The 24256-nt window shown below is 53.4% G+C and carries 24 protein-coding genes; 10 read left to right on the top strand and 14 right to left on the bottom strand.

From position 1 onward, the window contains the following. Window positions 1-127: 127 nt before the first annotated feature. Both KP705_RS00120 and KP705_RS00115 read left to right on the top strand, forming a co-directional pair. Window positions 128-1033, top strand: a complete 906-nt coding sequence (locus KP705_RS00120; RefSeq protein ID WP_046899492.1) for a DMT family transporter — start codon at window positions 128-130, stop codon at window positions 1031-1033. Continuing rightward, window positions 1033-1377: a hypothetical protein gene (locus tag KP705_RS00115; RefSeq protein ID WP_215763790.1), complete on the top strand. Its 345-nt coding sequence runs from the start codon at window positions 1033-1035 to the stop codon at window positions 1375-1377. Before KP705_RS00120 ends, KP705_RS00115 begins: the two co-directional genes overlap by 1 nt. Here the strand turns inward: KP705_RS00115 and KP705_RS00110 are convergent. Continuing rightward, window positions 1368-2294: a LysR family transcriptional regulator gene (locus KP705_RS00110; protein ID WP_064274128.1), complete on the bottom strand. Its 927-nt coding sequence runs from the start codon at window positions 2292-2294 to the stop codon at window positions 1368-1370. The genes KP705_RS00115 and KP705_RS00110 overlap by 10 nt on opposite strands. Window positions 2295-2395: 101 nt before the next feature. On the opposite strand from KP705_RS00110, the gene KP705_RS00105 reads away from it, so the two are divergent. The 3 genes from KP705_RS00105 to KP705_RS00095 all read left to right on the top strand — a co-directional run bounded on the left by KP705_RS00105 (window position 2396) and on the right by KP705_RS00095 (window position 4569). Beyond that, entirely contained in the window at window positions 2396-3220 is an 825-nt protein-coding gene (locus KP705_RS00105; RefSeq protein WP_046899837.1) for a class III extradiol ring-cleavage dioxygenase, read from the top strand. Between the two features lie 39 nt (window positions 3221-3259). Next, entirely contained in the window at window positions 3260-3862 is a 603-nt protein-coding gene (locus KP705_RS00100) for a YceI family protein (protein WP_046899489.1), read from the top strand. Between the two features lie 101 nt (window positions 3863-3963). Then, window positions 3964-4569, top strand: a complete 606-nt coding sequence (locus tag KP705_RS00095) for a glutathione S-transferase N-terminal domain-containing protein (RefSeq protein ID WP_046899836.1) — start codon at window positions 3964-3966, stop codon at window positions 4567-4569. Between the two features lie 59 nt (window positions 4570-4628). Here KP705_RS00095 and KP705_RS00090 read toward each other — a convergent pair whose 3' ends face one another. Both KP705_RS00090 and KP705_RS00085 read right to left on the bottom strand, forming a co-directional pair. Next, window positions 4629-4958, bottom strand: coding sequence for a hypothetical protein (locus KP705_RS00090; protein ID WP_046899488.1), 330 nt, complete (start codon window positions 4956-4958; stop codon window positions 4629-4631). Between the two features lie 262 nt (window positions 4959-5220). Continuing rightward, window positions 5221-5427, bottom strand: coding sequence for a cold-shock protein (locus KP705_RS00085; protein ID WP_046899487.1), 207 nt, complete (start codon window positions 5425-5427; stop codon window positions 5221-5223). Between the two features lie 932 nt (window positions 5428-6359). Here KP705_RS00085 and KP705_RS00080 point away from each other — a divergent pair. Next, the gene (locus KP705_RS00080; protein ID WP_211500195.1) at window positions 6360-6683 is read left to right on the top strand and encodes a hypothetical protein; all 324 of its coding nucleotides are present in this window, start codon (window positions 6360-6362) and stop codon (window positions 6681-6683) included. A gap of 157 nt (window positions 6684-6840) precedes the next feature. On the opposite strand, the gene KP705_RS20590 is transcribed toward KP705_RS00080, so the two are convergent. Next, complete coding sequence (locus tag KP705_RS20590; protein WP_080951373.1) at window positions 6841-7377, bottom strand: RcnB family protein; 537 nt, start codon at window positions 7375-7377, stop codon at window positions 6841-6843. Window positions 7378-7826: 449 nt separating this feature from the next. Between KP705_RS20590 and KP705_RS00070 the strand changes: the two genes are divergently transcribed. After that, complete coding sequence (locus KP705_RS00070; protein WP_046899483.1) at window positions 7827-8441, top strand: YitT family protein; 615 nt, start codon at window positions 7827-7829, stop codon at window positions 8439-8441. A gap of 209 nt (window positions 8442-8650) precedes the next feature. Further along, window positions 8651-10843: a TonB-dependent siderophore receptor gene (locus KP705_RS00065; RefSeq protein WP_203548652.1), complete on the top strand. Its 2193-nt coding sequence runs from the start codon at window positions 8651-8653 to the stop codon at window positions 10841-10843. 15 nt (window positions 10844-10858) lie between these two features. Here KP705_RS00065 and KP705_RS00060 read toward each other — a convergent pair whose 3' ends face one another. From KP705_RS00060 to KP705_RS00040, 5 genes are all read right to left on the bottom strand, one after another. Then, window positions 10859-11497, bottom strand: a complete 639-nt coding sequence (locus KP705_RS00060; RefSeq protein ID WP_086633914.1) for a TetR family transcriptional regulator — start codon at window positions 11495-11497, stop codon at window positions 10859-10861. A 57-nt stretch (window positions 11498-11554) separates the two neighbouring features. Next, window positions 11555-13255, bottom strand: a complete 1701-nt coding sequence (locus tag KP705_RS00055; RefSeq protein ID WP_215763789.1) for a SulP family inorganic anion transporter — start codon at window positions 13253-13255, stop codon at window positions 11555-11557. 60 nt (window positions 13256-13315) lie between these two features. After that, window positions 13316-15214 (bottom strand): acetate--CoA ligase, encoded by a 1899-nt coding sequence (gene acs / locus KP705_RS00050; protein ID WP_215763788.1) that lies wholly within the window; start codon window positions 15212-15214, stop codon window positions 13316-13318. 143 nt (window positions 15215-15357) lie between these two features. Beyond that, window positions 15358-15921 (bottom strand): 5' nucleotidase, NT5C type, encoded by a 564-nt coding sequence (locus tag KP705_RS00045; protein WP_046899479.1) that lies wholly within the window; start codon window positions 15919-15921, stop codon window positions 15358-15360. A 133-nt stretch (window positions 15922-16054) separates the two neighbouring features. After that, the gene (locus KP705_RS00040; RefSeq protein WP_046899478.1) at window positions 16055-16468 is read right to left on the bottom strand and encodes a hypothetical protein; all 414 of its coding nucleotides are present in this window, start codon (window positions 16466-16468) and stop codon (window positions 16055-16057) included. 275 nt (window positions 16469-16743) lie between these two features. Between KP705_RS00040 and KP705_RS00035 the strand changes: the two genes are divergently transcribed. After that, window positions 16744-17700: a ribokinase gene (locus KP705_RS00035; protein ID WP_046899477.1), complete on the top strand. Its 957-nt coding sequence runs from the start codon at window positions 16744-16746 to the stop codon at window positions 17698-17700. A gap of 53 nt (window positions 17701-17753) precedes the next feature. On the opposite strand, the gene KP705_RS00030 is transcribed toward KP705_RS00035, so the two are convergent. The 4 genes from KP705_RS00030 to KP705_RS00015 are packed head-to-tail and all read right to left on the bottom strand — an operon-like array spanning window position 17754 to window position 21135. Beyond that, window positions 17754-18326, bottom strand: a complete 573-nt coding sequence (locus KP705_RS00030; protein ID WP_215763787.1) for a membrane integrity-associated transporter subunit PqiC — start codon at window positions 18324-18326, stop codon at window positions 17754-17756. Then, a complete protein-coding gene (locus KP705_RS00025; RefSeq protein ID WP_046899475.1) occupies window positions 18326-19285 on the bottom strand; it encodes an MlaD family protein in 960 nt (319 codons plus the stop codon). Before KP705_RS00025 ends, KP705_RS00030 begins: the two co-directional genes overlap by 1 nt. Beyond that, on the bottom strand, window positions 19285-20058 hold the full coding sequence (locus tag KP705_RS00020) for an ABC transporter ATP-binding protein (protein WP_046899474.1): 774 nt from the start codon (window positions 20056-20058) through the stop codon (window positions 19285-19287). Before KP705_RS00020 ends, KP705_RS00025 begins: the two co-directional genes overlap by 1 nt. A 3-nt stretch (window positions 20059-20061) precedes the next feature. Continuing rightward, entirely contained in the window at window positions 20062-21135 is a 1074-nt protein-coding gene (locus KP705_RS00015; RefSeq protein WP_374195547.1) for an ABC transporter permease, read from the bottom strand. Between the two features lie 315 nt (window positions 21136-21450). Between KP705_RS00015 and KP705_RS00010 the strand changes: the two genes are divergently transcribed. Continuing rightward, a complete protein-coding gene (locus tag KP705_RS00010) occupies window positions 21451-22302 on the top strand; it encodes a S1/P1 nuclease (RefSeq protein ID WP_252348148.1) in 852 nt (283 codons plus the stop codon). 79 nt (window positions 22303-22381) lie between these two features. Here KP705_RS00010 and KP705_RS00005 read toward each other — a convergent pair whose 3' ends face one another. Beyond that, window positions 22382-23788: a diguanylate cyclase gene (locus KP705_RS00005; protein ID WP_046899471.1), complete on the bottom strand. Its 1407-nt coding sequence runs from the start codon at window positions 23786-23788 to the stop codon at window positions 22382-22384. Between the last annotated feature and the right edge of the window lie 468 nt (window positions 23789-24256).

Below are 24256 nucleotides of genomic sequence, written 5' to 3'. Positions count from 1 at the left end.
GGAGGCATGCCTGTATAACGGTTGAGGGAAGCTGCTGGCAAACCGGATCTGTCCTGTCCTTCTTTTAAGAGGCCTGTCATATGTGGTGCATCTCCCTGAATTGGGAATCCCTTCTCGCGGAACAGCAATGACAAATTCAGTTGGTCGTTTCCTTCCACTCTTTATAGCAGTCGCTATTCTGTCCTGGGCTAGTGCGTATCCGGTTGTGCGTATTGCCCTGCATGATTTTGCGCCTATTCCGCTCGCGGCCGTGCGGTATGCCATCGCCGCCATTGCTGCGGGTGGTTGGCTGCTTTGGAAACGCCCAGCTCGCCTGCAGAAAGCGGATATCCCGCAGGTTTTGGGATGCGGTGCGGTGGGCATCACGCTGTACAATATCTTTTTCAACTGCGGCGAAGTGACAGTCTCCGCGGGGGCCGCGAGCCTCCTTATCAGCGCAGCGCCTCTTATGGCCGGGCTCATCGCCATGGCGTTTCTTGGTGAGCGCATGTCTCTTTTGGGATGGGCTGGGTCCATCCTGAGTTTTGCCGGTGTTGTTCTAATTGCCCAAGGGCAGGCCGGGGGATTGTCTTTCGGTTCAGGTGCGACATTCGTGTTTGGAGCGGCTGTTTGCGGAGCGCTGTACACGAATCTTCAGAAAGGGCTGATCCGCCGGTACGGTGCTCTCACAACGATCGCTTATATCTTGATCAGTGGTGCTCTGTTCCTGCTGCCATGGCTGCCAGAAGGATTGGCCAGCTTTTCTCATGCATCATGGGCGGGACGGGCATCCGTGCTGGAACTGGGCATTTTCCCCGCCGCAATCGGATATGCTGCCTGGGCTTTTGTGATCGGGCATCTGGGAGCTACGCGGGGCGCTGCGCTGCTGTATCTGCTCCCGCCTGTCACGATGGTTCTGGCCTATATTCTGACCCATGAGATTCCGACGTTCCGGACACTCGTTGGCGGTGCCATTGTTATGGCTGGCGTTATTGTCACCAACACATGGGGGCGCCACCCTGTTGCGGCGCCAAGCGGCCGGTTGAATAACTGATGTCTCAGCTCTTTCTCTCGGTTGTCACGGATCTTTCTAACTGGCCGTCATCGCGCAGGGCAGACGTCGTTCTTGTAGCAGATGTACCGGGAGAGGGCTGGTCAGACGTAGTGTCCTTGCCGGCACCCTCTCCATTTCGCAAGAGACACGGCATCGGGTGTTCCTGCTGCTCGCGAGAGGGGCTGTCGATGGTCTTGGCCCAAGTTTTTCAGGATCATGTGACGGGGGCGAGATCGACAATTCGCGGAGTGGTCGTTCTTGTTGATGTTCAGGAGCAGCGGGACGTTCTGCAAATGCTTGAACAGGATGTTCTGGTGAGAGCCAGATATCGTCTTCAGGACTGATGACCTGCTCGTTCCCATGGAGGAACGGGCGCATAACGTGCCGCCAGAAAATCGATCATCACTCGGACTTTGAGCGGTACGTGCGTTGTGGGCACATACACTGCATGCAGATCTGGCCCTTCAAGCAAGGGAGTATCGAGCGTGATAGGCTTGAGAAGGCCTGAATGAAGTTCATCGGCGACAATAAATGTTGGCTGATAAAGAATGCCCTGGCCCGCCAATGCTGCCGTGCGCAGAACGTCTCCATTATTGGAGCGAAGGCTGCTTTTGACCGGAATGGTCCGTTCTCCCCGGCGTCCGAAACTCCAGCGTGTGGTGCCCACGGGGTCGCTGAGGGTGTAGCCGAGGCAGGTGTGATGTTCGAGGTCACTGACCGTGGCCGGAGTGCCGTGTTTCGCTAGATAGGAGGGAGCGGCGCAAAGCGTGAAATTGATATGGGCCAGACGCCGGGCTTTGAGGCTGCTGGGCAACAGATGACCGATCCTGAGGGTCAGATCCCAGCCTTCGGCAATGGGATCGACGCGGCGATCATCCACGCCCAGTTCGACTGTCACCAAAGGGTATTTCTGGCTGAATTCCGGTAGGAGAGGGGCGACATGGCGAATGGCAAAAGATACGGGCGTGTTCATGCGCAGCAGCCCGCGGGGCTCGGCTGCGCCGGCGGTGACTTCCTGCTCCATGTCTTCAAGGCTGCTCAGGAGTTTCTGGCACCGATCGAGATAGAGTTGTCCAGGTTCAGTCAGTGAGAGGCGGCGCGTGCTGCGATGGAAAAGTGCCACGCCCAGATGAGCTTCGAGCGCTGAAACGTGTTTTGTCACCATCGTCTGGGATAGGCCCAGAGACCGTGCGGCGGCAGCAAAGCTTCCTTGTCCCACTACCCTAACAAAGGCTTGCATACTGGTAATCCGGTCGAGCACTTCACACTCCTGGTGCCAGATGACTTTCCTGTAGTCAGGATTATCGTTGTCGCAGTTTGATGACAACCTTCGCGACAGATCGACTGACGACGGAGTTTCTCATGACGGATAATTCGAGGCAGACAGGGCCGATAGAACGCCAGCCTGCTATTTTTATTCCTCATGGGGGTGGTCCCTGCTTTTTCATGGACTGGCCGGATGTCTGGGATCGAATGGCGGAGCATTTGCGTGGGGTCGCTGCTACGTTGCCTCAGCGTCCTGCTGCTTTGGTTGTTATGTCGGGGCATTGGGAGACTGACCGGGTTACTGTGACAACAGGTACCCATCCCCAACTGATCTATGATTATTACGGCTTTCCCGCCCACACTTATGAGCTCCAGTATCCGGCCCCAGGCTCTCCGAAGCTTGCTGAATACATCCAGAAGCTTCTTGCAAAGGCTGGAATTGCGAGTGGTGGAGATGCCTATCGTGGGTTTGACCACGGAGTGTTCATTCCGCTCATGCTGGCGTTCGAAAAGGCCGATATTCCTGTCGTTGAAATCTCCTTGCCGTTGAATGCGACGGCTGAGGACGTGATGGAAATCGGCAGAGCTTTGGCCCCGCTACGAGATGAAAACGTGCTGCTGGTGGGGGCGGGGATGACGTATCACAATCTGCGACGTTTCCTGCGTCCAGGCGCAGAGGCTGATGAGCAGTCCCGGCATTTCGATGACTGGCTTTATCGGTCTGTAAGTGAAGAGCCTGACCAGCGTTCGTCCCGGCTGGCGCAATGGGCAGAAGCTCCGTTTGCTCAGGACTGCCATCCGAAGGCCGAGCATCTGTTACCATTGATGTTTGTGGCGGGGGCGGCAGGAACGGACCCGGGTGTCCGAGATTATAATGATACCGTCATGGGGAAGGCGTTGTCCGGCTTCCGCTTCGGTTGAACTTGCTTCTGTTTCAATTCAAAAAAGAAAGATCTTCCCATGAAGAAAATACTCTCTGGTGCTTTTGCAGCTCTTGCTTGCGCTGCGGTATCCACTACGGCCTTTGCCGCTGCGCCGGCCGATGTGAAGAGTGGCTCTTATAAGGTTGAAGCTGGCCATACCCAGGTCAATTTTTCAGTCTTGCACTTTGGTTTTTCCTACTATTCGGGACAGTTCTCTAACGTGAGTGGCAGCCTGAAGCTGGATGCCAGCCATCCGGAGAAATCGAAGCTTTCCGTGACAATTCCGGTTTCCAGCGTGGCGACATCCAGCTCGGTGTTGACGGATGAGCTGAAAAACAATGAGTGGTTTGATGCTGCGAAATATCCGGATGCGACTTTCGTCTCGACGGAAGTTTCCCCGGTAGGTGCTGAAGATGCGGTTGTCAGTGGTAATCTGACACTTCATGGCATCACAAAGCCGGTTGTTCTGCATGTGCACTTCGTTGGCGCTGGTGTGAACCCGATGGACAAGGCCTATACGGTTGGCTTCCAAGCTACCGGAACGATCCATCGCAGTGACTTCGGCGTCAAAAAGTATGTTCCCTATGTTGGCGATGACGTTAGCCTGACCATTGCGGGAGCTTTTGAAAAGCAGCCCTGAGTTTTTTCTCACATAAAGAAGGCGGGATATTTCCCGCCTTTTCTCTGATGAGGAATAAGATCATTCTATTCCCTGCGTCTTCGCGCAATGGAGAAGTGATTATGAAGCTTTACTATAAGCCTGGTGCGTGTTCGCTTGCAGCGCATATTATTCTGAATGAAATCGGTCAGCCGTATACGCTTGAAAAAGTAGATACGACCACGAAGAAAACAGAGACCGGCGCAAATTATCTTGCCATCAATCCACGAGGAGCCGTACCGGCAATCGAGATTGAGCCGGGTGTTGTTTTAACCCAGAATTCGGCGGTTCTTCAGTATATTGGAGATCATTCGGACGTTCTGGCTTTTCGTCCAGCCTACGGCACACTGGAACGAGCGAGGCTGCAGGAAGCTCTCGGGTTCTGTGGTGATCTGCACAGCGCATTCGGCGGCCTGTTTGCCCCGAACCTGACGGAGGAGGCTGAGAAGTCTGTTCATGCACAGATCCATTGGCGGATGACGCAGTTCGAGGATATGCTGTCTGACGACAAAGCTTACTGGCTTGGAGACGACTTCACGCAAGCCGACGCTTACGCGGCTGTTATCATGACGTGGGCTGTTTTCAAGAAACTGGATATTTCTCATCACCGCAAAGCATGGGCATTGCGGGAGAGAGTGATGTCTCGCCCGTCTGCAAAGCGGGCGCTGCAGGAAGAAGGCTTGGCCTGATCCTGCACTGTGCGGAGGGGGCGATGAATAGCCCTCTCTGTGGATTGTAAATTTCGATATTAGCGAATGCTGTCGATATGGTAGCCGTTCGACATTCGGTATGTGACAAGAAAATGCTTTCTTGTCTTGTGTGTCTGGTACCAATCATCCGTAAAATAATTACTGATCATTGTTCCGCGCAGGTCATACGTTATTTTGTATGACGTTGGTGCACCCAAGCCCGCATTGATTTTGTCTACAGAGACGATTTTTGCGATGGTGACATGTGTGATGGAATCATCGCCAGATACTTTCTGCCATCCGATCCACCCAAATATTGCTAAGGTCGTGACAAGGAAGATTGCAAAGAACAAACCCATCCATTCTTTCTTTTGAGCGGATAGCGCCATACAGAACCTTCTTCAAATCAGTAGAGATACACGACAATAAAATTATATTTGCACATATCTGTTTCTACCTTTGATGACACGTAAAATATTTTTTCTGTATTTGTTTTGGGGCGCTAAAAATCTGAATCTGGCGAGTTGTAGGGGTGTGCAGCGTTAACGAGGCTAAGGAGCATATACGCCTAAATTAAGATTTGGCGTTCAGGCATAAAAAAAGCCGCTCCGAAGAGCGGCTTTTCGCACAGACGAGCTGCTGATTAAAGCTTCAAAGAGCCTTAATGCTTACTGCAGACGTCTTGCCGTTACGGCCAGCTTCGAGCTCGTAAGAGACCTGCTGACCTTCGTTGAGGGTGTGGATGCCGGCACGCTCAAGTTCAGAGATGTGAACGAACGCGTCCTGACCACCATTGTCCGGCTGAATGAAGCCGAAGCCTTTGGTGGAGTTAAACCATTTTACGGTGCCTGTTGCCATAACGAGGCTCCTTTTTTAACAATAGCGGTCGTGCACAAAACACACACGAAATCATAACTTTTACGGAGAAAGAATGGCGCAACATGCGCCGGTTACCCCAGTAAAAGCACCCGCTAAAAGGACAATGGGGGTATTGCGTTTGAGATGCAAGGGAAAACATCTGAGTGGAGTAAAATAAAATGTTACTCAGACTGTAAAATACTATTCAAAGCGTATATTTATTTGTTGCGATTATAAAAGATAATGCCCGCTACTTGTATGAATTTTATGCATAAAAATCTTATTAAAGCTGCTTTATTTCTCGCATCCTGAAAAATTTCGTGTCCATACCTCTTCCCCTGAGTAGGGAGTTTTTAGTCGATATTCACTCTTCGAACACCGCCTGGAACCTTCGTTTTTGCCTCTCGGTGAACAAATGAGGCAGAGGTCGTGTTGTAATCCGGGTTTTCTGCCATCGCCTGCAGTGTCGCATCGTCTCTAAGATCGAGAGGCCTTGGATGCCCGTCGTTGCTCTTCTGCGCTGCGACCGCACACACCTGCATCGCATGGCTAAAGGGAAGAGGATTGCCCTGTGTCCCGGTAAGCATCTGCTCACGCACACAATGGCTGTCTGTCTGGCCAGTCAACCACGGGGCTGATGAGCATGCGGAAAGAGAAATGAGGGCAAAAAGAGGAAGGTAGCGCATAAGGGCTAGTGTACTACGGGACAATCCGGGCCGCAAAGAAAACTGACGTGTGCGGATGCCGTTTCCAATACCGCCGTGTCCGTCACTGGAGAGGCATGCAGTATATTATAAGAAAGTGACCTCCGTCGCTTTGCTTCTCCGTTCTCCCGGCGCGCTCATATATCATGCGCCTATCAGGTTTCTTTTGAGATAATTTGAACCTTTGCTGTGGTGAAGAATTTAGTGTTCACCCTGTAGGAGGCGAACATGTCGATCCTGATCAGCACATCACTTTCCAAATCTGTCTTCCGAATGGATTATCCGGGTACGACGGATCCATTATTTCCAGATGGTGACCCGATGGTTGACGACCCATCTGAGGAAGAAGAAACGCCAGAGCCAGACGAATGGCCCGATGTGGAATTGCCCGAAGAGCCGGGGCCTTCGCCATATCCGCCGTTTGGTCTGAAGACGGTCAGTGCAGGGGTGGTTGATTTACCAACCCCGCGACCGCCTCAGCCTCCCATGCCGCCGTCACCTTTGCCAACAGAGCCTCCTCCATTGGAAGAGCCTCCGCAGCCGTTGAATTAGTTCAAGCAATTGGCTCTTGGTTCTCACTGTTGGGTAAGGGCAGTCCGTCTCAGACGGTGTATGGCCACCGATATCTGATGGCCGTCTATGATGTTTATTGTGGAAAAGGTTCGTAAAGGCGCGTCGTCTTCAACGCGCCTTTTGTCAAACTTGGAAATTAGTATCCAGGTGCGGGGTATGGAGCGGGGGTAGGCCCGTAGCTCGGATACGGCGTCGGAGCGACCACCGCCGGGCCGTTCACATTGCCCATAATGACGTTACTGATGATGCCTGTTGTGATTGCGGCGAGGAGAAAGCTTCCTCCGTAATCAATCCAGCGATATCCCGGAGGTGGGGCATAAAGGCCGGGGTATCTGTGCCAGCTATCAACAAACACGCCCCCGCCATTGTAACGATCACCAGAGCGCCACATGCCGCGATGAGGGCCTGCGCCACGGAAACCACCGCCGCCCCCGCCGGGGCCTCCACGATAACCATTTCCACCTTGGCCGCGTCCGCCACCGCCTGGGCCGCCGCCGTCACGATGTCCTCCACCACCATTCGGGCCACCACCGTCGCGATGTCCCCCGCCGCCACCCGGGCCACCGCCATCACGGCCGCCTCCTGGACCTCCCTGAGCACTCGCTATTGTAGGGGCGATAGCGAGTGCCAAGCCCATCAGCAGAGCTACAGATCGTTTAGTCTTGGTGGACATAAAAAACTCCGTTCGTAATGCGCCATCAAAGGTCTCCCGATGTGGCGAAAATTGGTCACCATTGTAACAGAGAGACAAAACCTCGGACTTTGTTGCGAGATTTCCGGAAAAATCCTCTCGGTTTCCCTTCGCTAGGAGGAGGTTGCTCACGAGCATATCGCGAATGGCCGGCTATCGAACCCGGTATCGTAGGAAATGTGTGATCTCAGTGCGTTCATAATGACGCGGGTCCAAGAATCGCCAGCTGTGAAAAGCGTGTTTCCAAACATACGCAAACGGGTTGCTATCAGCAGTTTCAAACAAGAATAGGGAAGCCCGATTGAAACAATATTCCCTTGGAATGAAAGGGGCTGTGCAGGGGGCAAAGACTACACTATCTGGCGAAATTCTCATGGATCTGACGCGGCTATTTTTAAAGCTTTAGCCGCCGATCGACTGGATTTCCGGATATGACTTCGCCTTATGGCCCAGGGCTGCGTCACTCCCACGCAGAAGATGTTTACGCCTTCCTGATTGGTTGTTCTCTGATTGTGATGGGGCTGATGTGTCTGCACAAGGCCGGGCTTGTGACCGGTGGTGTGGCAGGTATTGCCTTGTTGTTGTCCTATATCGTGCCGATGACGCCTGGAAATCTGTTCACGGTCATCAACATACCGTTTCTTCTTTTTGCCGTTCGCGCCATGGGTGCCCGTTTCGCGCTTAAGACCACGATTGCCAGTTTTGGTATTACTGCCCTCGCGAGCGTTATTCCGAGCGTTATGGAACTTGCGTATGTCCAGCCTCTGTTCGCGGCGATATTCGGCGGGACAGTGATTGGGATGGGTATTCTCTCGTTGGCTCGTCATCAGGCGGGTGTAGGCGGGACAGGCGTTATCACGCTCTGGCTTCAGAAAAGCCGTGGCCTGAACGCCGGCCGCGTTCAGATCATGATTGATGCAGCCATTCTGACGCTGTCTGCTTTCTTTTTGCCGTGGGAAAAGGCTGTTCTGTCAGCCGTAAGCGCTTTTGCCATGAGCAGTGTGCTCATGGTGTTCCATCGGCCTGGACGATACATCGGGCATTAAAGAAAGCCGCTTTCTGGCGGTTTCCAGCAGCACATCCCAGTTAAGAGAACGGCGCTCCGGAATGCAGACCATGACGAACTGTGTTTCTGAAGAGACAGTGCGCCTCAAAAGATCGCCACATCAGGCAGTTTGAGCAAACTCAAATTGTGGCACTGAGTGCCAAAATGTAGAAGGTGCGGAGAATTTAGAACAACGAACAGGATTCAGGCATGAAACTCTCGCGGCTGGCTTTGTACCTTCTGGCTGGATCTGTCATGGGCAATGTTCCCTCTTATGCGGCAGAAACCAAAGAAAAAGCTACTCCGGAAGCAGCCGCGAAGAAGTCTGTACGCGCGTCTGAACCTGAGAATATCACTGTTCATCGTCGTAACGGAAGTGGCACGGCAGCAGAATACCGCACGAAGGAAGCCTCTCTTGGCCCCCTTGGCACGCGATCCATTCTGGACACGCCGATGTCTGTCATGGTGGTGCCCCACGACGTTTTGGTTAACCAGCAGACCAGAAACATCAATGATCTGATTGCATTCGTGCCATCTGCCCAGCTTGAAATGCGCGGTGATCCGAATACCAGTCGGCCTCAGTCCCGTGGGTTTGAGGGCGACGTTATTGCCAATACGCGCATGGATGGCCTCAACATGGTCATCACCACACCTTATGCTGCGGAGCAGTTTGATAGTGTCCAGGTTCTGAATGGGTTGGCTGGTGCGGTGTATGGTCCGCAAAATCCGGCGGGCACATTTGACTTCACATTGAAGCGTCCGACGGACCGACAGACAGAGCGTTTTGTTGTGGGTGTTGATTCCATTGGCGCCCCCATGGAAAGTCTCGATGTCTCAGGTCGGGTCGGCCACAACAAGTGGTTTGGCTACCGCCTGAACCTGTTGAACCAGAACGGAGAGGGGTACGTCGCAGACTCCCACCTGCGGCGTAACCTGGTGAGCGGTGATTTCGACATTCACCTTTCACCGAAGACAGTCATCCAGATTGATGCCAGCCAGTACACTTATGCCCAGCGCGGCTATCCGGGTGGCTTTTCGTACGCAACGACTATTCAGCTACCGGATGCTCCTGATCTTAGCCAGAAGGGATACGGTCAGAAGCAAGCCGGTTACAACATGGAAACCGATACTGCCCTGATGAAGATCATTCATCACTTCAATGATGACTGGAGCCTGAAGCTGGGTGGGATGTGGCAGAATGCTGCCAGAAATGTTTTCAGTACGGGTAACCAGCTGCTGAACTCTGCGGGACTTTACCGTCAGACAATCTCAGCTGCGACGACGGCGAATGATTTCGTAGCGGGCAGCAATATGGCTTATTTGAATGGATCGTTCCATACGGGCCCACTGAAGCACCAGATCGAGATTGGAACCAACGGCTACGTCATGGGGAACTACAACCCGACGTCATCGACCGGTACTTTGACTCTGGGACAGGCGACAATTGGTAACCCCCAAAGATTTCCGAGTGCACAGCCTTATTATTCCGGACGTTATAAATCTGCCGATACCATGACGCAGTCCCTGCTGGCCGGGGATACGATTTCTCTGGGCAAGCACTGGTCCATCATGGGGACGCTGGCCTGGAGTTGGCTGAGCACCAATAACTATGGAACGAGTGGCACGAAAACGTCGTCCTACAGTCGTGCCGCTGCCTTTAGCCCGATGACAAGTCTGCTTTATAAGCCGGCAGCCAATCAGACGGCTTACTTCACCTGGGGGCGGTCCTTGCAGGCTGGTACTTCGGCGCCAGCAGGTGCTGTGAATGAAAACGAAGTGACAGCTCCCCTGCGTTCAGAAGAGTATGAGGTTGGTTACAAGATTTTGGTGGCCAAGAGACTGCAGCTGAATATTGCCGGCTTTAGAATGTCACGTCCATTCGCCTATACAGACCCTGTTACGTATGTTTATTCCAATTACGGTGTGCAGCGGAACTATGGCGTTGAATTCCAGGCCTCCGGAAATCTGACGCAGGACCTGAGCATCCTGGGCGGTATGACCTGGCTGGATGCTCAACTCTTGAACACGGGTGTGGCCAAGACGTCCTACAAGCAGGTTGTTGGCGTACCACCTTTGATGGCGAACATGTTGATTGATTATCGACTGCCATTTCTTAAAGGCGGCGCTGTCAATGCGAACGTGCATTACATGGGGCGCCGGGCGGCCAATGTATATAACACCACGTTTGCTCCATCTTATGTGACGCTGGATCTGGGCGCGCGCTATGCAACGCACGTTTATCATCAGCCTCTCGTGTTCCGCTTCGGGGTCGATAACGTCACGAACCAGAGCTATTGGGCTTCTGTTTACCCATCGAGCATCAACGGTGGTGGAAGCGCTACAAACTCTGCGGTTGCTGGCCTGCCGCGGACGTATCACTTCACGATTGAACTGGATCTCTGAGGCAATAAAGCCCTTTCAGCCAAGGCTGAGAGGGCTGTCTTCCATCCAGAGAAGAGGATGGAACGTAAAGGCACGGCGCAGGATATGTTCCAGATCTGTGCGGCCTTCCGTCTTCATCCATTCGTCTACAGCTGTGCGATAAGTTGCAATTGCAGTCCGCGCAATCAGGCGCGCTGCCAGTGATGGCATATCTGTGGGGGGGAGGCGGTCCATGAGGGCTTTGGCAAGCGCCTCTTCCCATTCCTCATATTTCTGCAGGCTGACACTCCGAAGTGCGGGTTCGTGCTCAAGGAGTTGTACGAGCGCGTAGGCGTATTCTCGGTTGGCGGTGATCCGTCGAACAACCGGAAGAAGGGCCAGAAGGACCATATCCTGCAGCGAAGCATCCGGACTGGCAGACGCAATCGCATCATTAAATGCCTGAGTCATGTCGCTGGTCCACGCCAGGATGATGTCCCCCTTGCCTGAAAAGTATCGAAACAGTGTCCTGCGGGAGACATTGGCAGCTTCCGCGATTTGCTCGACAGACGTTTCTTCATATCCCTGAGTAGAAAACAGTCGCAGTGCCTCCCACGCTAGGGCCGTCGCGGTGCGATCCTTTTTGCTTTGCCGCCTGCCGAGATCTTTTTTCTTGTCCTGTTCGCCATCCATCATGGTCTGACGGTCTTCCAGTAAGCGGGGGATATCATCTTGGTGTTGTCCAGAAGGTCATCATGATGGCGTGTGTGTTGGAACGAAGCTACCCGGTGTATGGTTTGTCGCGTCTGTATAACGCCTGGCGGCGGCAAGGGCAGTGTGAAGTTCTTCAAAAATATTTTCTGGACCGATTGCGGCTATCAAATGATGCCGGTTCATATCTGCCCTGAGATCCTGGCTTACACGTCCAAAAATCATCGTCACCCGCCTCTGTTTGAGTGTTGCGAGTAACAGGCGCAGGTCGTTGGCTGCCGAATAATCAATATCCGTGATGGGGCTGCATTCAATGAGAACGCAGTGAACGGGGTGAGGGGCATCGCTAAGCAACGTCAGGATGTCTCGGTTGAAGCGAGTAGAGTTGGCGTAGAAGAGGTCAGCACAAAAGCGGAAGATGATGAGCCCAGGCTCGCTCTCCAGGCCGCCGCGGGCTGGAACGGCTTCCAGTGTTCCCTGAGGAGTAAAGGGCTGGAGAACGGCCGTGTGAGGATCGTAACTGTGGCGCACATGACGAAACAGCGACAGGGCGATGGCTGTCAGAACGCCTTGTTCTACTCCGGCGCCAACAACGACTGCCGCCGTCACAAGCGCAAGCCAGAACTCCCCCGGGCTTTCCTGACGGATTGAGAGAAGTGCGCGGATTTCGATCATTCCCAGCGCGACAGTGAAGACAATCGCGGCGAGTACGCATTGTGGAAGGTATTGCAAAGGCGTGGTGAGGAAGAGGAGCACGATCAGGGTGGAAAGAGAAAAGACAACTTGTGCCACCTGACTCCGGGCACCTGCTCGTACCGCCATAGCTGTCTGGGTTGGGCTGCCGTTAACCGTGAAAGTACCACTGACTGCTGCAAGTATGTTGGCAGCTGCCAATCCCGTCAGATCCCTGTTCTCATTCAGTTCTTCGTCGAATTGTGTTGCGTACACGCGGGATGTCGCAGCGCTTTGGGTGATGATGACGAAGACGCATGAGGCTGCCACTGGAAAAAGCGCAAGCAGTTCATTCCAGCTGATAATGGGTATTTGGAAGGTCGGCATTCCGCTTTGGATAGGGCCAAGCGTCGGGAGATTCCGCGTCAGGAATGGGATAGTTCTGTCTGCCAGAATAGCGCCAACGACGGCCAGTAATGCGGCAGGGCATCGTGGGAAAAACCGGTTTAGAAGGAGCAAGCCGCCTACGGTGGCGCCGGCGGTAAGGGTGGATGTCAGGTTGAGATGATCGGCCTGAGTGAGAGTTTCGACCGCCTGCTTCGCGGGGTTATGCGATGTCGTCTGGATGCCGAGCATGTCGTGAAACATGGAAATGGCGATCTGGACGCCGACCCCTGTCATGAAGCCAACAAGGACTGTTCGAGAAAGAAAGTCTGCCAAAAAACCGAGGCGAAACAATCTGGCGGCCAGAAGCAGCATCCCGGCAAGGAGCGCGGTAGCGCTGACCAAAGCCATGTAGTGCGCGCTTCCTGGTGCAGCCATGGCTGTAATGGCGCCAGAGAGAATGGCTGCAGTGGCGGAATCTGCCGCGACAAGAAGATGCCTGGAAGAGCCGAAGGCGGCAAAGCCCACCAGAGGCAGAAGAACTGTATAAAGCCCGGTGACGGATGGCATGGCCGCAATGCGGGCATAGCCAAGGACTTGCGGGATGTTTGTAAAAGCGAGCGAAAGTCCTGCCAGAACATCCGTTCGCCATGATGCGGGAAGCTTTCGGCGCCAGGGAAGCTCCATCACATTAACCTCGCAGGACAACGACCAGCTTTTGTTGGAAAAGCTGATCGTGCCGGTTGGTTAGCCCTGAACAATAGCGATCAGAACTTCCACAATTTCTGGATCAGCCAAGGTGGAGAGGTCTCCAAGGCCGTCAGTTTCGCCGCAGGCAATTTTGCGCATCAGGCGTCTGACATTTTTGCCAGAGCGCGTTTTTGGAAGATCAGGGACGATATATACTTTTTCCGGCACCGCATAACGCCCGACTTTCGCAGCTATGGCGCGAACGGCAAGCATTTCCAAATCGGGATGGGATGGATCACGGGCCACAGCATATACGACAATGCCCTGACCTTTCAGGTCATGTGGAATACCGATCGCGGCACTTTCAACAATCGCATGTTCTGCAGCCAGTGCGTCTTCAATCTCGGCAGAGCCGATGCGATGCCCAGAAACATTAATGACGTCATCAACCCGACCGGTGATCCAGTAATAGCCGTCTTCGTCCCGTCGTGCGCCATCGCCCGTAAAGTAATGGCCGGGGTAGGGGCGAAGATAGGTTGTTTCAAAGAGCGCATCGTCATTCCAGATCGTCAGCGCGCGACCCGGCCATGATCCATCAAGGCAGAGCACACCTTCTGTTGCGCCCTCCAGCGGATGTCCCTTGTCGTCTACCAGGATGGGATTTACGCCCGGAAGTGGGAGTGTTGCAGACGCTGGCTTTTCCTTGACAGCCCCTGGGACGGGCGAAATCAGGATGCCACCGCTTTCAGTCTGCCACCAGGTATCTACGAAGGCACAACGCCCACCACCGATGACATCATCGAACCAGGACCATGCCTCCTGACTGATCGGCTCACCGACAGTTCCAAGTACCCGCAAAGAGGTCAGGTCGTATTCACGGGGAACATCGTTTCCTTCGCGCATCAGGGCACGAATGGCGGTGGGAGATGTATAGAATGTGGTGACCTTATGGGCCTGAATAACATCCCACCAGCGACCGGGTTTCGGATGAGACGGCATGCCCTCGAACAGGAGAACGGTGCCACCGTTTGAGAGCGGGCCATAAACCACGTAGGTATGACCGGTAATCCAGCCGATATCGGCCGTGCACCAGAACACATCACCAGCCTGATGATCAAAGACAAGTTCGTGTGTGTAGGAGGCCCAGGTCAGGTATCCGCCTGTTCCGTGCACAATGCCCTTTGGCTTGCCTGTGCTCCCGGACGTGTACAGTAGGAACAGCGGGTCCGTGGAGGCCATCGTTTCAATTGGGCAAGCCGCTGAAGCCGATGCCAGCAGTGGGTTGAGCATGTCATCACGGCCCGCCTGCATGGGGACGGCTTCGTCTGTGACACTAACAACCAGAACGTACTTCACGGACAAACTGTCCGGACGCAGGCTCAGAGCAGAGTCCATTGTCGTCTTGAAAGGAATGCGTTTCGCGCCACGCCGCCCGACATTGGCCGTGATCACCAGACTGGCGCCACTGTCGGCCAACCGGTCTGCAATAGCCTCAGGCGAGAAGCCGCCGAACAGTACGACATGGATGGCACCCAGCCGTGCGCAGGCCAGCATGCTCACGACGCCTTCGATCACGGTTGGCAGGTGAACTGCAACGCGATCACCGCGACGAATACCATGATCGCGCAGAACGTTCGCCAAGCGGCATACGCGCTCATGCAGGTCACGATATGTGAGGCGGATGATGTGCTCCGCTTCTTCTGCCTGCCAGATCAGAGCCGGCTGATCTGCACGGGTCTCGAGGTGCCGGTCCAGGCAATTGAAACTGGCGTTCAGCGTTCCGTCTGAAAACCACCCCGTCCCCGTGTCCTGCGCGCGGGATGGTACTTTAATCCAGTCCAGCCTTTTTCCCTGATCCTGCCAGTATGCTTCTGGATTTGCCTGAGCGGCATCCGTTAGCGCGCGATAATCTTCAGGGGAGAGGCGAAACGCACCAGCGCGATAAGGGGTGGACATAAACGGAATGTGCTCACTGACCAGAAGCTGAAAAAATTAGGGTGAAAACCTGTATCTCAAACAGAACCACAAATCCAAAAGCAAAAAAGACTATTAGCTTACAATGCTGTAATTTCTGGTTTCGAGGCTTCAAAAGAAGCGTTTTACGGAGCTTCTGTTTCTGGATGCTGCTGCATCAGGTATGCAACGGCATCGTTCCAGTTAGCGACCCGCGGAGACCATTCCACATTCAGGTTGTGTCGAGCAGAGAACAGAATTCCCTGTCCTTGAAAATGCTGAAAATGTCGTACGTTGTCATCAATAAGGAAATCGGCAGCAAGAATGCTTTTATGGCCGCAGAATACGATGTTTAGAGCGGGAATGAAGGGAAAGTGTTTCTGAAGCCATTGGAACTTGGGAGCGCAGGACGCCGGGTATTCCATCGCGGCTGTCGTAATAAAAATGTCGAAATGCTGGCTTAGAAATTTTAGCGCATCCCTGGCGCCGGGCATGATCTCAAGGTCAGCAAAGAAGTGTCCCTCGTGCAGAAGTGCCTGCATTCCCGCAGCGTGTTCCGGAGTTGCCAGATCCCCTAAATGGTGCCCTTTCAACTCGTCTTCTGTCCAGCGATATCCGTGCGTGTCTTTGTACCACAGGCGCTGAGCGGTGAAGGCGTCAGCAATCACTTCATCCATATCGATAGCGAGACGGGGGCGAGATTTTTTCACGAGACAGGGACTCCTGACAGAGTTCGGAGATACAACTCTCTTCTGTTCAGGAGGGAAGGGCAAGCTGCAGGGCGCATGGGTTCATGAAATGACAGACGTCTGCGCCCTGCTGTGTAATAAGCTGAAAGAGGGATTAGCTGATGCTGCGACCTTCGTTCAGACCGTAGAAGATGAAGTGCATCAGAAGATCATCTTCATACTCCATTAAATCCGGGTTGGCTGCACGATACTTTTCCGGGTCAAAAAAGCGATTGGGTTTTCTACCTTCCCGATATCCGGCTTCCCGATAATGCGTTGCCGGATCCAGGCCAGATGCTGCCACATCCGGGTATTCGCGCATGTACCATGCCTTGTCGAAAGCACAGACAAGGTCAGGAAGAAATGGGCCGCTTGCAGGCTCTTCCGTGATTTCAACTGGCTCTACCACGACAGGAGACTCTTCGATAACGGCCTCCAGAACGACAGGGGTGGCTTTTTTGCTACGAGAGGTGGACGCTACCTTTTTCGTGGCAGTTCGAGAGGATGTCTGTCGATTGGCAGAGGACATAATTAGACTTACCCTGTCAGTTAAAATGTTTTTGGTTCTGCTGTGGAAACGCCGGTAAAAGGCCCCCTTGTTTCCCCAAGGCCTGCGAAACCCTATCCTAGTAATGAAACCATTAATATCAAAAATTCATGGCTTTTTAATAAAAAACAATCGCGGAATTACGGGAGTAAGGATGCAAAAAAAAAGCCCGTGGAAACAAGATGTTCCTTTGCTGCTGACGCTTTCTCTGTCCCAATGCTAAAGAAATATCCTTCGCATTTTCTGAGATCAAACCGATGCCAAACTCAAAGCCTCTGATCCTATCCTTCGGAAGCATTAATATTGATGTAACCGCGCGGGCTGTTCGCTTGCCTCTCCCCGGAGAGACCGTACATGGTGAAAGCTATGCCGTCATGCTCGGCGGTAAAGGCAGTAATCAAGCTGCTGCCGCTGGACGCCTGGCGACGGGCTCTGACGTGCAGGTGGCGTTGGCAGGGCGTATCGGGCATGACAGTTTTGGTGCGCAGGCGCGCCAGGAACTGGAGCGCTTTGGGGTGGATCTCTCTCCGCTAAAGGAAGACGCTTCTCATGCCACGGGAATTGCGCTGATTGGTATAGATGGGAGCGGAGAAAACTGTATCACCGTCGTTGGTGGTGCGAACATGGCAGTCGATGAAACCGATGTTGACGCGGCGTCAGACTGGATTGAGCGTGCGGCAGTACTTCTATTGCAACTTGAAGTGCCGCAGCAGGCAGTTCTGGCAGCAGCCCGCAAAGCGCGGACCAAGGGTGCTATAGTTGTGCTCGATCCGGCGCCTGCACCGGAAAAAGGGCTTCTGGACGCGCTCTGGCAGGAAATCGATATTATAACCCCGAACGAAAGTGAAACTTTTCAGCTAACAGGCATTCGGCCAGAAACTGTAGAAGACGCGGCGAGGGCTGCGGACTTGCTTCTGGCAAAGGGCGTGAAATCCGTCCTTGTGAAAATGGGGGGCCGGGGCGTTTTCTGGCATGATGGAACACGGAGCGGCCACAGTACGCCATTCCACATAGAGCCCATCGATACTGTGGCGGCTGGGGATTGTTTCAATGCCGGGCTTGCATTTGCTCTGGCGCAGGGAAAGCTACTCGATGAGGCTGTCCGGGTTGCGTCAGCGTGCGGGGCGCTCGCAACAACACGTCATGGCGCTGCTGATGCTGCTCCCACATGGGATGCTGTGGCTGCTTTGATGAATGCGCAGCCAGAAGCTTAGACAGATCAAAGGGGAGGTCTTTTTTCCAAGGCCTCCATAAATTTGAAAATCCCTCACATTCCGGGGGACGAATTTCCAATTTTAGCGGCAAGCTGATCGACGAGCGCGCGTGTCACGGCAGTGATCCCGTCATCCGTGGCTGTTGATCCCTGAGTACTGAAGCTGGCGCGCTGGTGTACAACCGGGTAATGCTCGTCTGCCGGGATAAAGGACCAATCTGCTTCTAGCGTACCTTGACCGGCTTTTGTGACATCCAGCCGGTTGATAGTAATCGCCAGCCGGGTTTGTGGAGAGCCTGCTGTTGGATGGGTGGTGACGAACACAGCAGGCCAGCTGCGAGAGAGCTGCGCTGTCACGAGATCTGTAATGCCTCTGGACAGGCGACTTGCCCATCGTCCATTCGCGCTGCGATCCAGAAGATCACCATTTCTGACAAGGATGTCCTGACTATCGAGGTAGTCAGGAACGATGACAGGATCGACAGCTAATACGGTTGCCGATACGGTGCTGGGCGGTAGATCATTTCCGATCGCGGGCGCGCCTAGCGTATAAAACCGCACTGGTGGAGAGGTGCAGCCGCTGAGAAGCAGTCCGGCAAGAGTGAGCGAGGCGAGGTGCAGTCTCATCAGTGACGTCCTGTCAGAAGAAGTTGCGGATTACGTTCAACATCGTTTGCGAAGCCGCGTAGGGCAGAGGCTGCTGCTGCGATATCGCGCAGGCTGGCTTCGAGGTTAGCCCTGTCCGCTGAGCGCGGAGATGTAATGCTCTGAATATTGTTCAGACTCTCACCAGCCTTCTGGATCGTCTGATTGCTGCTCAGCAGAAGGGCCTGAAGCTCTTTGCCACGTGCAGTCAATTGATCGGACCCGGCATCAGCCAGTCGGTTCAGGCTGTTGAGGGTATGTTCAAGCTCCGGTTGAAGGTGCGTAACAAGGTCTTTGCTTGCATCGATCATGTCGCGACTATGGTCGGATGTCGCACGAATACTTTCGATCAGGGTCGGCATATCCCTGTCCAGCTTGTCAGAAAGCTCCCGGACAGCTGCGAGGGTCGCGTTAGCGTTGTCGCCGAGCTCTTTTATAGGCAGGTTCTGCAGGGTTTGGGTCATCGCCTGGATGGAAGACTGCTTTGTCGGAATTTCCGTAAGGGTGGCAATGTCAGGATGCATGACTGCTGGCGTATCAGGCGCAAAATCGAGGTCGATCTCTGAAGAGCCTGTGACAAAACTCTTGAGATTCATTTCTCCACGGAGGCCTTGGGATACGAGGTCCCGGATTGTTGGAAAATGATGGGCACTACTGTTTGTAAGGGTAATGTTATCTGGCCGCATCGTGACATAGACCGGAATATAGGCGTCTCGTGTCTCCGGGTTATATTCGATGACGACCTTATCGACCGCGCCCACCTGAACCCCACGGAAGGTAACGGGCGCCCCCACGGATAGGCCGGACGATGCGCCATGAAAAATAAGGACAGCTTTTTCCATACGGGTGAAGGGATGGAAATTGCCGAACAGCACAAAAGCTGCCACGCCAAGACCGATCCCACCTACAACAAAGGCGCCTACGAGAGCCTGCTTGTTCATCAATTGCGTCCTTCTTCGTTGCGTTCCCGATGCATGAAAGCATGGACCTGAGGTTCGTCGCAGTGGTCGCGCAGGTCTCGCGGAGAGCCATGTGCGATGGGGATTTTGCTTTTAGCGTCCAGAAATATGCCATCGTCGGCGATATGAAACAGACTGGAGAGTTCATGGCTGACGATAACGACCGTCGCGCCGAGACCATCTCGGAGATTGAGGATCAGGTCATCCAGGCGGGCAGACGTGATGGGGTCCAGACCCGCAGAGGGTTCGTCAAAAAACAGGATATCCGGATCCAGTGCGATGGCCCGCGCGAGACCAGCACGCTTGCGCATGCCACCACTGATTTCTGATGGAGACATGTCGATGGCTGGCAGGAGACCTACAAACCCTAGTTTGAGTTCCACGAGCCGACGAATGACATCTGGTTTGAGATCCGTGAACATCTGAAGGGGAAGGGCGACATTCTCCCCGAGTGTCATGGAACTCCATAGAGCGCCGCTTTGGAAAAGAACGCCGAACCTGTGGTTGAGCTCTGTTCGTTCTGCTTCAGTGCCAGACCAGTAATCTTCGCCATCGACCTGATATTCGCCAGCCGTGGGGCGAAGCAGGCCGATCATACTTTTCAGAAGTGTACTCTTGCCGCAGCCAGAGCCGCCCATAACGGCAAAAATACTGCCCTTCTTAACTTCTAAAGAGATGTTCTTCTGAATAACCTTCGGTCCAAATGCGAGAGTGACATCCTGCATTGAAAGAACGGTTTTTCGGGTATCGGTCATGTGTCAGATTCCCAGCACGTCGGCGATAACGGCGAAAATGGCGTCAATCGCAATGACCCCGACAATTCCCACCACAACAGCCCGAGTAGCCGCGATGCCGACATCAGCGGCTGATCGTCCGGCCTTCAAGCCAATTCGGCAGCTGGTCAGCCCGATGAAGGCACCGAAGACAATGCTTTTAACAAATGCGAAAATAAACTGGCCGATACCGAAGGACGTGATCGTCTGATGAAAATAGCCAGCAGCCGTAATATCGAGCATGGAAATTGCGACCACGAACCCTCCCAGCATGCCGATCAGGCAGCCGTAGAGGTAGAGAAATGGCATCGTGATAACGAGCGATAGAACTGCCGGAAGTATCAGGTAAGTGGATGTTGGAATGCCGAAGACGTTGAGGGCATCAATTTCTTCATTGCCCTGCATGGTGGAAATGCGCGCTGCATATGCGCCTCCGGTTCGTCCTGCCATGATGATGGCGGTCATGACGGCGGCCATTTCGCGAACCATGGCGATGCCAACAAGGCTTGCAACGTAAATACCGGCAGCAAATTTCTGAAGCTCAACCGCCCCAACGAACGCAAGAATGGCACCAATCAAAAAATTGACGATGCCTACAATCAGCAATGCCTGAGGGCCGGCATTTGCAGTGTCACTCAGAAGATCTGAAAGACGCATCCGGCTTCGCCCCGTAAGGGCCTGAAGCCCTCCGCGAAGGGTCATTCCACCTAAACTCGTAACAGTACCGATTTCAGTGAGGCTACTGATCGTGTGTCCGCCAATCTGTTCAAGAACAGGGAGACGCTTGGCGGACGCGGGAGGAGGACCATCAGAGGCGTCGGGTAGGAGTTCGAGAAGCTGTCTTACAGGGGCCGGTAAGCTTTGAGCATCCAGAGTAATATGTCTGTCGTGCCCGCTCCGTTTAATGTCCCAAAGAAATGCGATTAGCCCTGTGTCCCAGTCGGTGATGGGGGACATATCAAAAGTGATGGTGCTTCCAGCAGGCGCTGCACGCAGCCCGTCTTTCGGAAACTGAGGAATGTTTCCTGTTCTTGCCAGCCACACACCCCGAAGTGTCAGAAGAGGGCTGTTCCCTTCTGACGTAAGGCTCCACTGCGGAGATTGAGACGGGTCTAGCGGGGCAGGTGGCTTTTGCAATTGCGTCACGCCATTTCAGTCATTTTAGTCTTTATCCTCTCTACGAGGTCAGAAGCCATGAGGGAAGGGGTAGGCCGAACCGTTCGGTCATTTTAATCGCTTCAGTGTACCGAGAGAGTCACTTGTGAGTGTTTGGGAAGGGTGAGAAAAGCAATCAGACTTCATAACGTCCGAGATGGTTCTTTTATGCGCTCCTGGCTTCTTTCTGTCCCTTTGCTTTGTGCTGCTACGATAGGAATGACTTCTCAGGCGTTCGCCTGGGGACCGTATGGTCATGCGATTGTCGCGGATATTGCGCAGGATCGCCTGACGCCAGCGGCTGCGAAAGCAACAACGGCACTTTTGGCAATGGAAGGTCATCAAACGCTGGATCAGGTGGCATCATGGCCAGATACGATCGGACATGTTCCCAAAAAGAAGGGCGGAGAGCCAGAGACGCTACTTTGGCATTACGTTGATACAGACGTTTCTCAGCCAGCATATGACCAGGCCCGCGACTGTGCGGATGGAAACTGCGTTGTTGAGAAACTGCCCGAGCTGGAAAAAACGCTCGCTGATCACACGGCCTCTCCGGAGCGGCGGCTTTATGCTTTGAAGTGGGTTGTACATCTGGTTGGCGACTTGCATCAGCCGTTGCATGCTGCGGAGCGGAATAATGATAAAGGCGGGAATGCTATCCGCCTGTCATATTTTGGCGATACCGCAAATGGGCATATGAATCTTCATGCCCTATGGGATGAAGGCGTGCTGGATCGGCAGGCTAATTTGGTTGTTGGGCCTCATTATTCCATCGACTTCAGTCGTGCTCGTGATGAAGCCACTCGACTGGGGGCGACTATCACACCTGATGAGACGGCATACTGGGTAGCTGATCTTTCTGGTGGTGATGTTCGCCATGCCGTTATTGATTGGGCTGACGAAAGCCATTCCCTGGCACGGTCTGTTGCTTATGGCGCACTTCCCCAGATTAAAGGGGCAGATATTAAGGACGCCTATACAGCTCTTGCTTGGCCAATCATCGAGCTTCGGTTGCAGCAGGCAGGTGTCCGTCTTGCTGCAATCCTGAATACCGCAATGAACGAGCAGTAAGCTCTCAAGTGCGCTTCTCTTATCTGAATTTGTGTAAGAACAAATTCAGATAAGAGTGTTTTTCCTAGAGTATATAAATTTACTGAAGCTGCGGAAGGCTCGCTAAAGCATCGGTAGCAATGACGCTTCGATTTCTTCCTTCAGCTTTGGCATAATAGAGGGCGCGATCGGCATCTTCGATGAGATGGGTATAGTCCGGATGTCCATCAAATGTGGCCACTCCGATCGAAACAGTCACAGAAAACGAAGAACCTGTTGGCTGAGTGAGAATATGCGTGACGTTTTCGCGAATATGCTCCGCAACCTGGAACGCTCTCTTTATATCCGTCTCAACCAACGCGATTAGAAACTCTTCACCACCATACCGGAAGATAAAGTCGCTCGTCCGGCAGGATGAGATTAGCTTTTCGGCTACCCCTCTCAAGACGGCGTCCCCACCAGTGTGCCCGTAGCGATCATTGATCGATTTGAAATGATCAATGTCGATCATAAGAATGCTGAACGGAACTTCCCGACGGAGAGATTGCGCGACTTCCCTCGCCATGATCGTCGGTAGAAAACGACGATTGAGCGTTGAGGTTAAAGGATCGCGCCCGCTTTCAAGTGCCTCACTCTCTTTAAAGAGATCATCCATGAGAAAGCGGATTTCTTCTATCTGGGCCTGTAGCTCATGAATGCGAGCTGTGTCAGGGGGAACCTGAGCCGATAGAGCTGGAATGAGAACACGATCTATACGGCGCATTGACGTTCGAATGTGCTCGATACCCATCGTATTCGGAAACAGGAGGCTTCCTTTGTGATTAAGCCAAAGCCCAAATCCTGAACTTTCTAGTGAGGGGAGGGGAGGGGGAGCGTTGCAGCAAATGGCGAGTAAAATCTTGTGCCCCCAGTCAAGGAGTGCTGCACGTTGAACCTCTCGTTCAAGAGTGACGTCCTGTCCGAGCGTAACAAGTCGATACGCTTCGTCTGTCTCAATTTCTTTTTGTAGATCCCTTACAAACTCTCGGCTCATCATTTCGATAGCCAGATCCATCATGTTTTCGATGTAGTCGATGGCGGTCGATAGATCGGCAGGCGTGAGGAAAATCTCGAAAAGTAGTTTTCTCAAAGTGTTTTTAAGAAGGCGTGCTCCATGCATGACGACGTGCATCGGGACGCGCATGCGGGCGTGGACCAATCCGATCCGGCGCTGCGTCGCTACAAGCTGCGCGAGGTCGGGCGCTGTAGATGAGAAGAGAGATTGCAGCCATTTCAGCAAGGCGGAATGAAGATGGTCGTTAACAATCTGGTTGGAAAGAAAAGGCGTTGCTTCAGGGTGGGTCAGGAGGGTCGAATAGAAGACTTCCACACTTGCAGCAGCATGGTTCTCTACCATTTCGGCAACCGCAGAACGGATGGTGGGGTCAATGGCATCGATAATGAGCTGCCACTCGACTTCGTCTGGTGAGAGTTGTTTGCTGTTTGAGAGAAGTGCATCAACCGTCATTCGGGGACTCCAGAAACGAAAACGGCTCACAAAATGTGTGTGGCGTGCCGCACGCCATATGATGATCCACTATAAGCGTTAAGTTCAGGTGAGTAATGTCATGGTTCAGCGTGAGGGACTTATACAGCTAGAATCTTAAGGGCGTGCAGCCAGCGTTAAAAGGCGTGAGAGCACGGTTTGAGTCGTCAGGAAAAATTTCAGCAACTTTTTTGATTTTTATATGATTTTTTGATTGACGGTGTGTGTGGGTGGCCGTATAAGCCCGTTCACCGACGCGGCGGGGCCTTCTTCGAGGGTCTGGCGGGGTTGGTTGAGATGYTGATCTTTGAAAATTGAATATGGAATTGGAAGGGATATGTTGGCGGCGTTTTGGTGCTGCTGGTTTTGGGATTATTTTCCTGAGACCTGAGTGTCGAAGTGTTAGACGCTGATGTATCTTTTTAAGATGCTTCAATTAAGCCTRACGTT

The organism is Gluconobacter sp. P1D12_c (genome assembly GCF_018812105.1).
Lineage (GTDB): Bacteria > Pseudomonadota > Alphaproteobacteria > Acetobacterales > Acetobacteraceae > Gluconobacter > Gluconobacter oxydans_A.
The sequence above is the reverse complement of the archived record's forward strand: the minus strand, read 5'-3'. Positions and strand labels throughout refer to the sequence as shown.

Excerpts from the sequence above, each read along its gene's own strand:
- KP705_RS00120 (WP_046899492.1), top strand. The coding sequence starts at position 128 with ATGACAAATTCAGTTGGTCGTTTCCTTCCACTCTTTATAGCAGTCGCT.
- KP705_RS00115 (WP_215763790.1), top strand. The coding sequence starts at position 1,033 with ATGTCTCAGCTCTTTCTCTCGGTTGTCACGGATCTTTCTAACTGGCCG.
- KP705_RS00105 (WP_046899837.1), top strand. The coding sequence starts at position 2,396 with ATGACGGATAATTCGAGGCAGACAGGGCCGATAGAACGCCAGCCTGCT.
- KP705_RS00100 (WP_046899489.1), top strand. The coding sequence starts at position 3,260 with ATGAAGAAAATACTCTCTGGTGCTTTTGCAGCTCTTGCTTGCGCTGCG.
- KP705_RS00095 (WP_046899836.1), top strand. The coding sequence starts at position 3,964 with ATGAAGCTTTACTATAAGCCTGGTGCGTGTTCGCTTGCAGCGCATATT.
- KP705_RS00090 (WP_046899488.1), bottom strand. The coding sequence starts at position 4,958 with ATGGCGCTATCCGCTCAAAAGAAAGAATGGATGGGTTTGTTCTTTGCA.
- KP705_RS00085 (WP_046899487.1), bottom strand. The coding sequence starts at position 5,427 with ATGGCAACAGGCACCGTAAAATGGTTTAACTCCACCAAAGGCTTCGGC.
- KP705_RS00080 (WP_211500195.1), top strand. The coding sequence starts at position 6,360 with ATGTCGATCCTGATCAGCACATCACTTTCCAAATCTGTCTTCCGAATG.
- KP705_RS20590 (WP_080951373.1), bottom strand. The coding sequence starts at position 7,377 with ATGTCCACCAAGACTAAACGATCTGTAGCTCTGCTGATGGGCTTGGCA.
- KP705_RS00070 (WP_046899483.1), top strand. The coding sequence starts at position 7,827 with ATGACTTCGCCTTATGGCCCAGGGCTGCGTCACTCCCACGCAGAAGAT.
- KP705_RS00065 (WP_203548652.1), top strand. The coding sequence starts at position 8,651 with ATGAAACTCTCGCGGCTGGCTTTGTACCTTCTGGCTGGATCTGTCATG.
- KP705_RS00060 (WP_086633914.1), bottom strand. The coding sequence starts at position 11,497 with ATGATGGATGGCGAACAGGACAAGAAAAAAGATCTCGGCAGGCGGCAA.
- KP705_RS00055 (WP_215763789.1), bottom strand. The coding sequence starts at position 13,255 with ATGGAGCTTCCCTGGCGCCGAAAGCTTCCCGCATCATGGCGAACGGAT.
- acs (WP_215763788.1), bottom strand. The coding sequence starts at position 15,214 with ATGTCCACCCCTTATCGCGCTGGTGCGTTTCGCCTCTCCCCTGAAGAT.
- KP705_RS00040 (WP_046899478.1), bottom strand. The coding sequence starts at position 16,468 with ATGTCCTCTGCCAATCGACAGACATCCTCTCGAACTGCCACGAAAAAG.
- KP705_RS00035 (WP_046899477.1), top strand. The coding sequence starts at position 16,744 with ATGCCAAACTCAAAGCCTCTGATCCTATCCTTCGGAAGCATTAATATT.
- KP705_RS00030 (WP_215763787.1), bottom strand. The coding sequence starts at position 18,326 with ATGAGACTGCACCTCGCCTCGCTCACTCTTGCCGGACTGCTTCTCAGC.
- KP705_RS00025 (WP_046899475.1), bottom strand. The coding sequence starts at position 19,285 with ATGAACAAGCAGGCTCTCGTAGGCGCCTTTGTTGTAGGTGGGATCGGT.
- KP705_RS00020 (WP_046899474.1), bottom strand. The coding sequence starts at position 20,058 with ATGACCGATACCCGAAAAACCGTTCTTTCAATGCAGGATGTCACTCTC.
- KP705_RS00010 (WP_252348148.1), top strand. The coding sequence starts at position 21,451 with ATGACTTCTCAGGCGTTCGCCTGGGGACCGTATGGTCATGCGATTGTC.
- KP705_RS00005 (WP_046899471.1), bottom strand. The coding sequence starts at position 23,788 with ATGACGGTTGATGCACTTCTCTCAAACAGCAAACAACTCTCACCAGAC.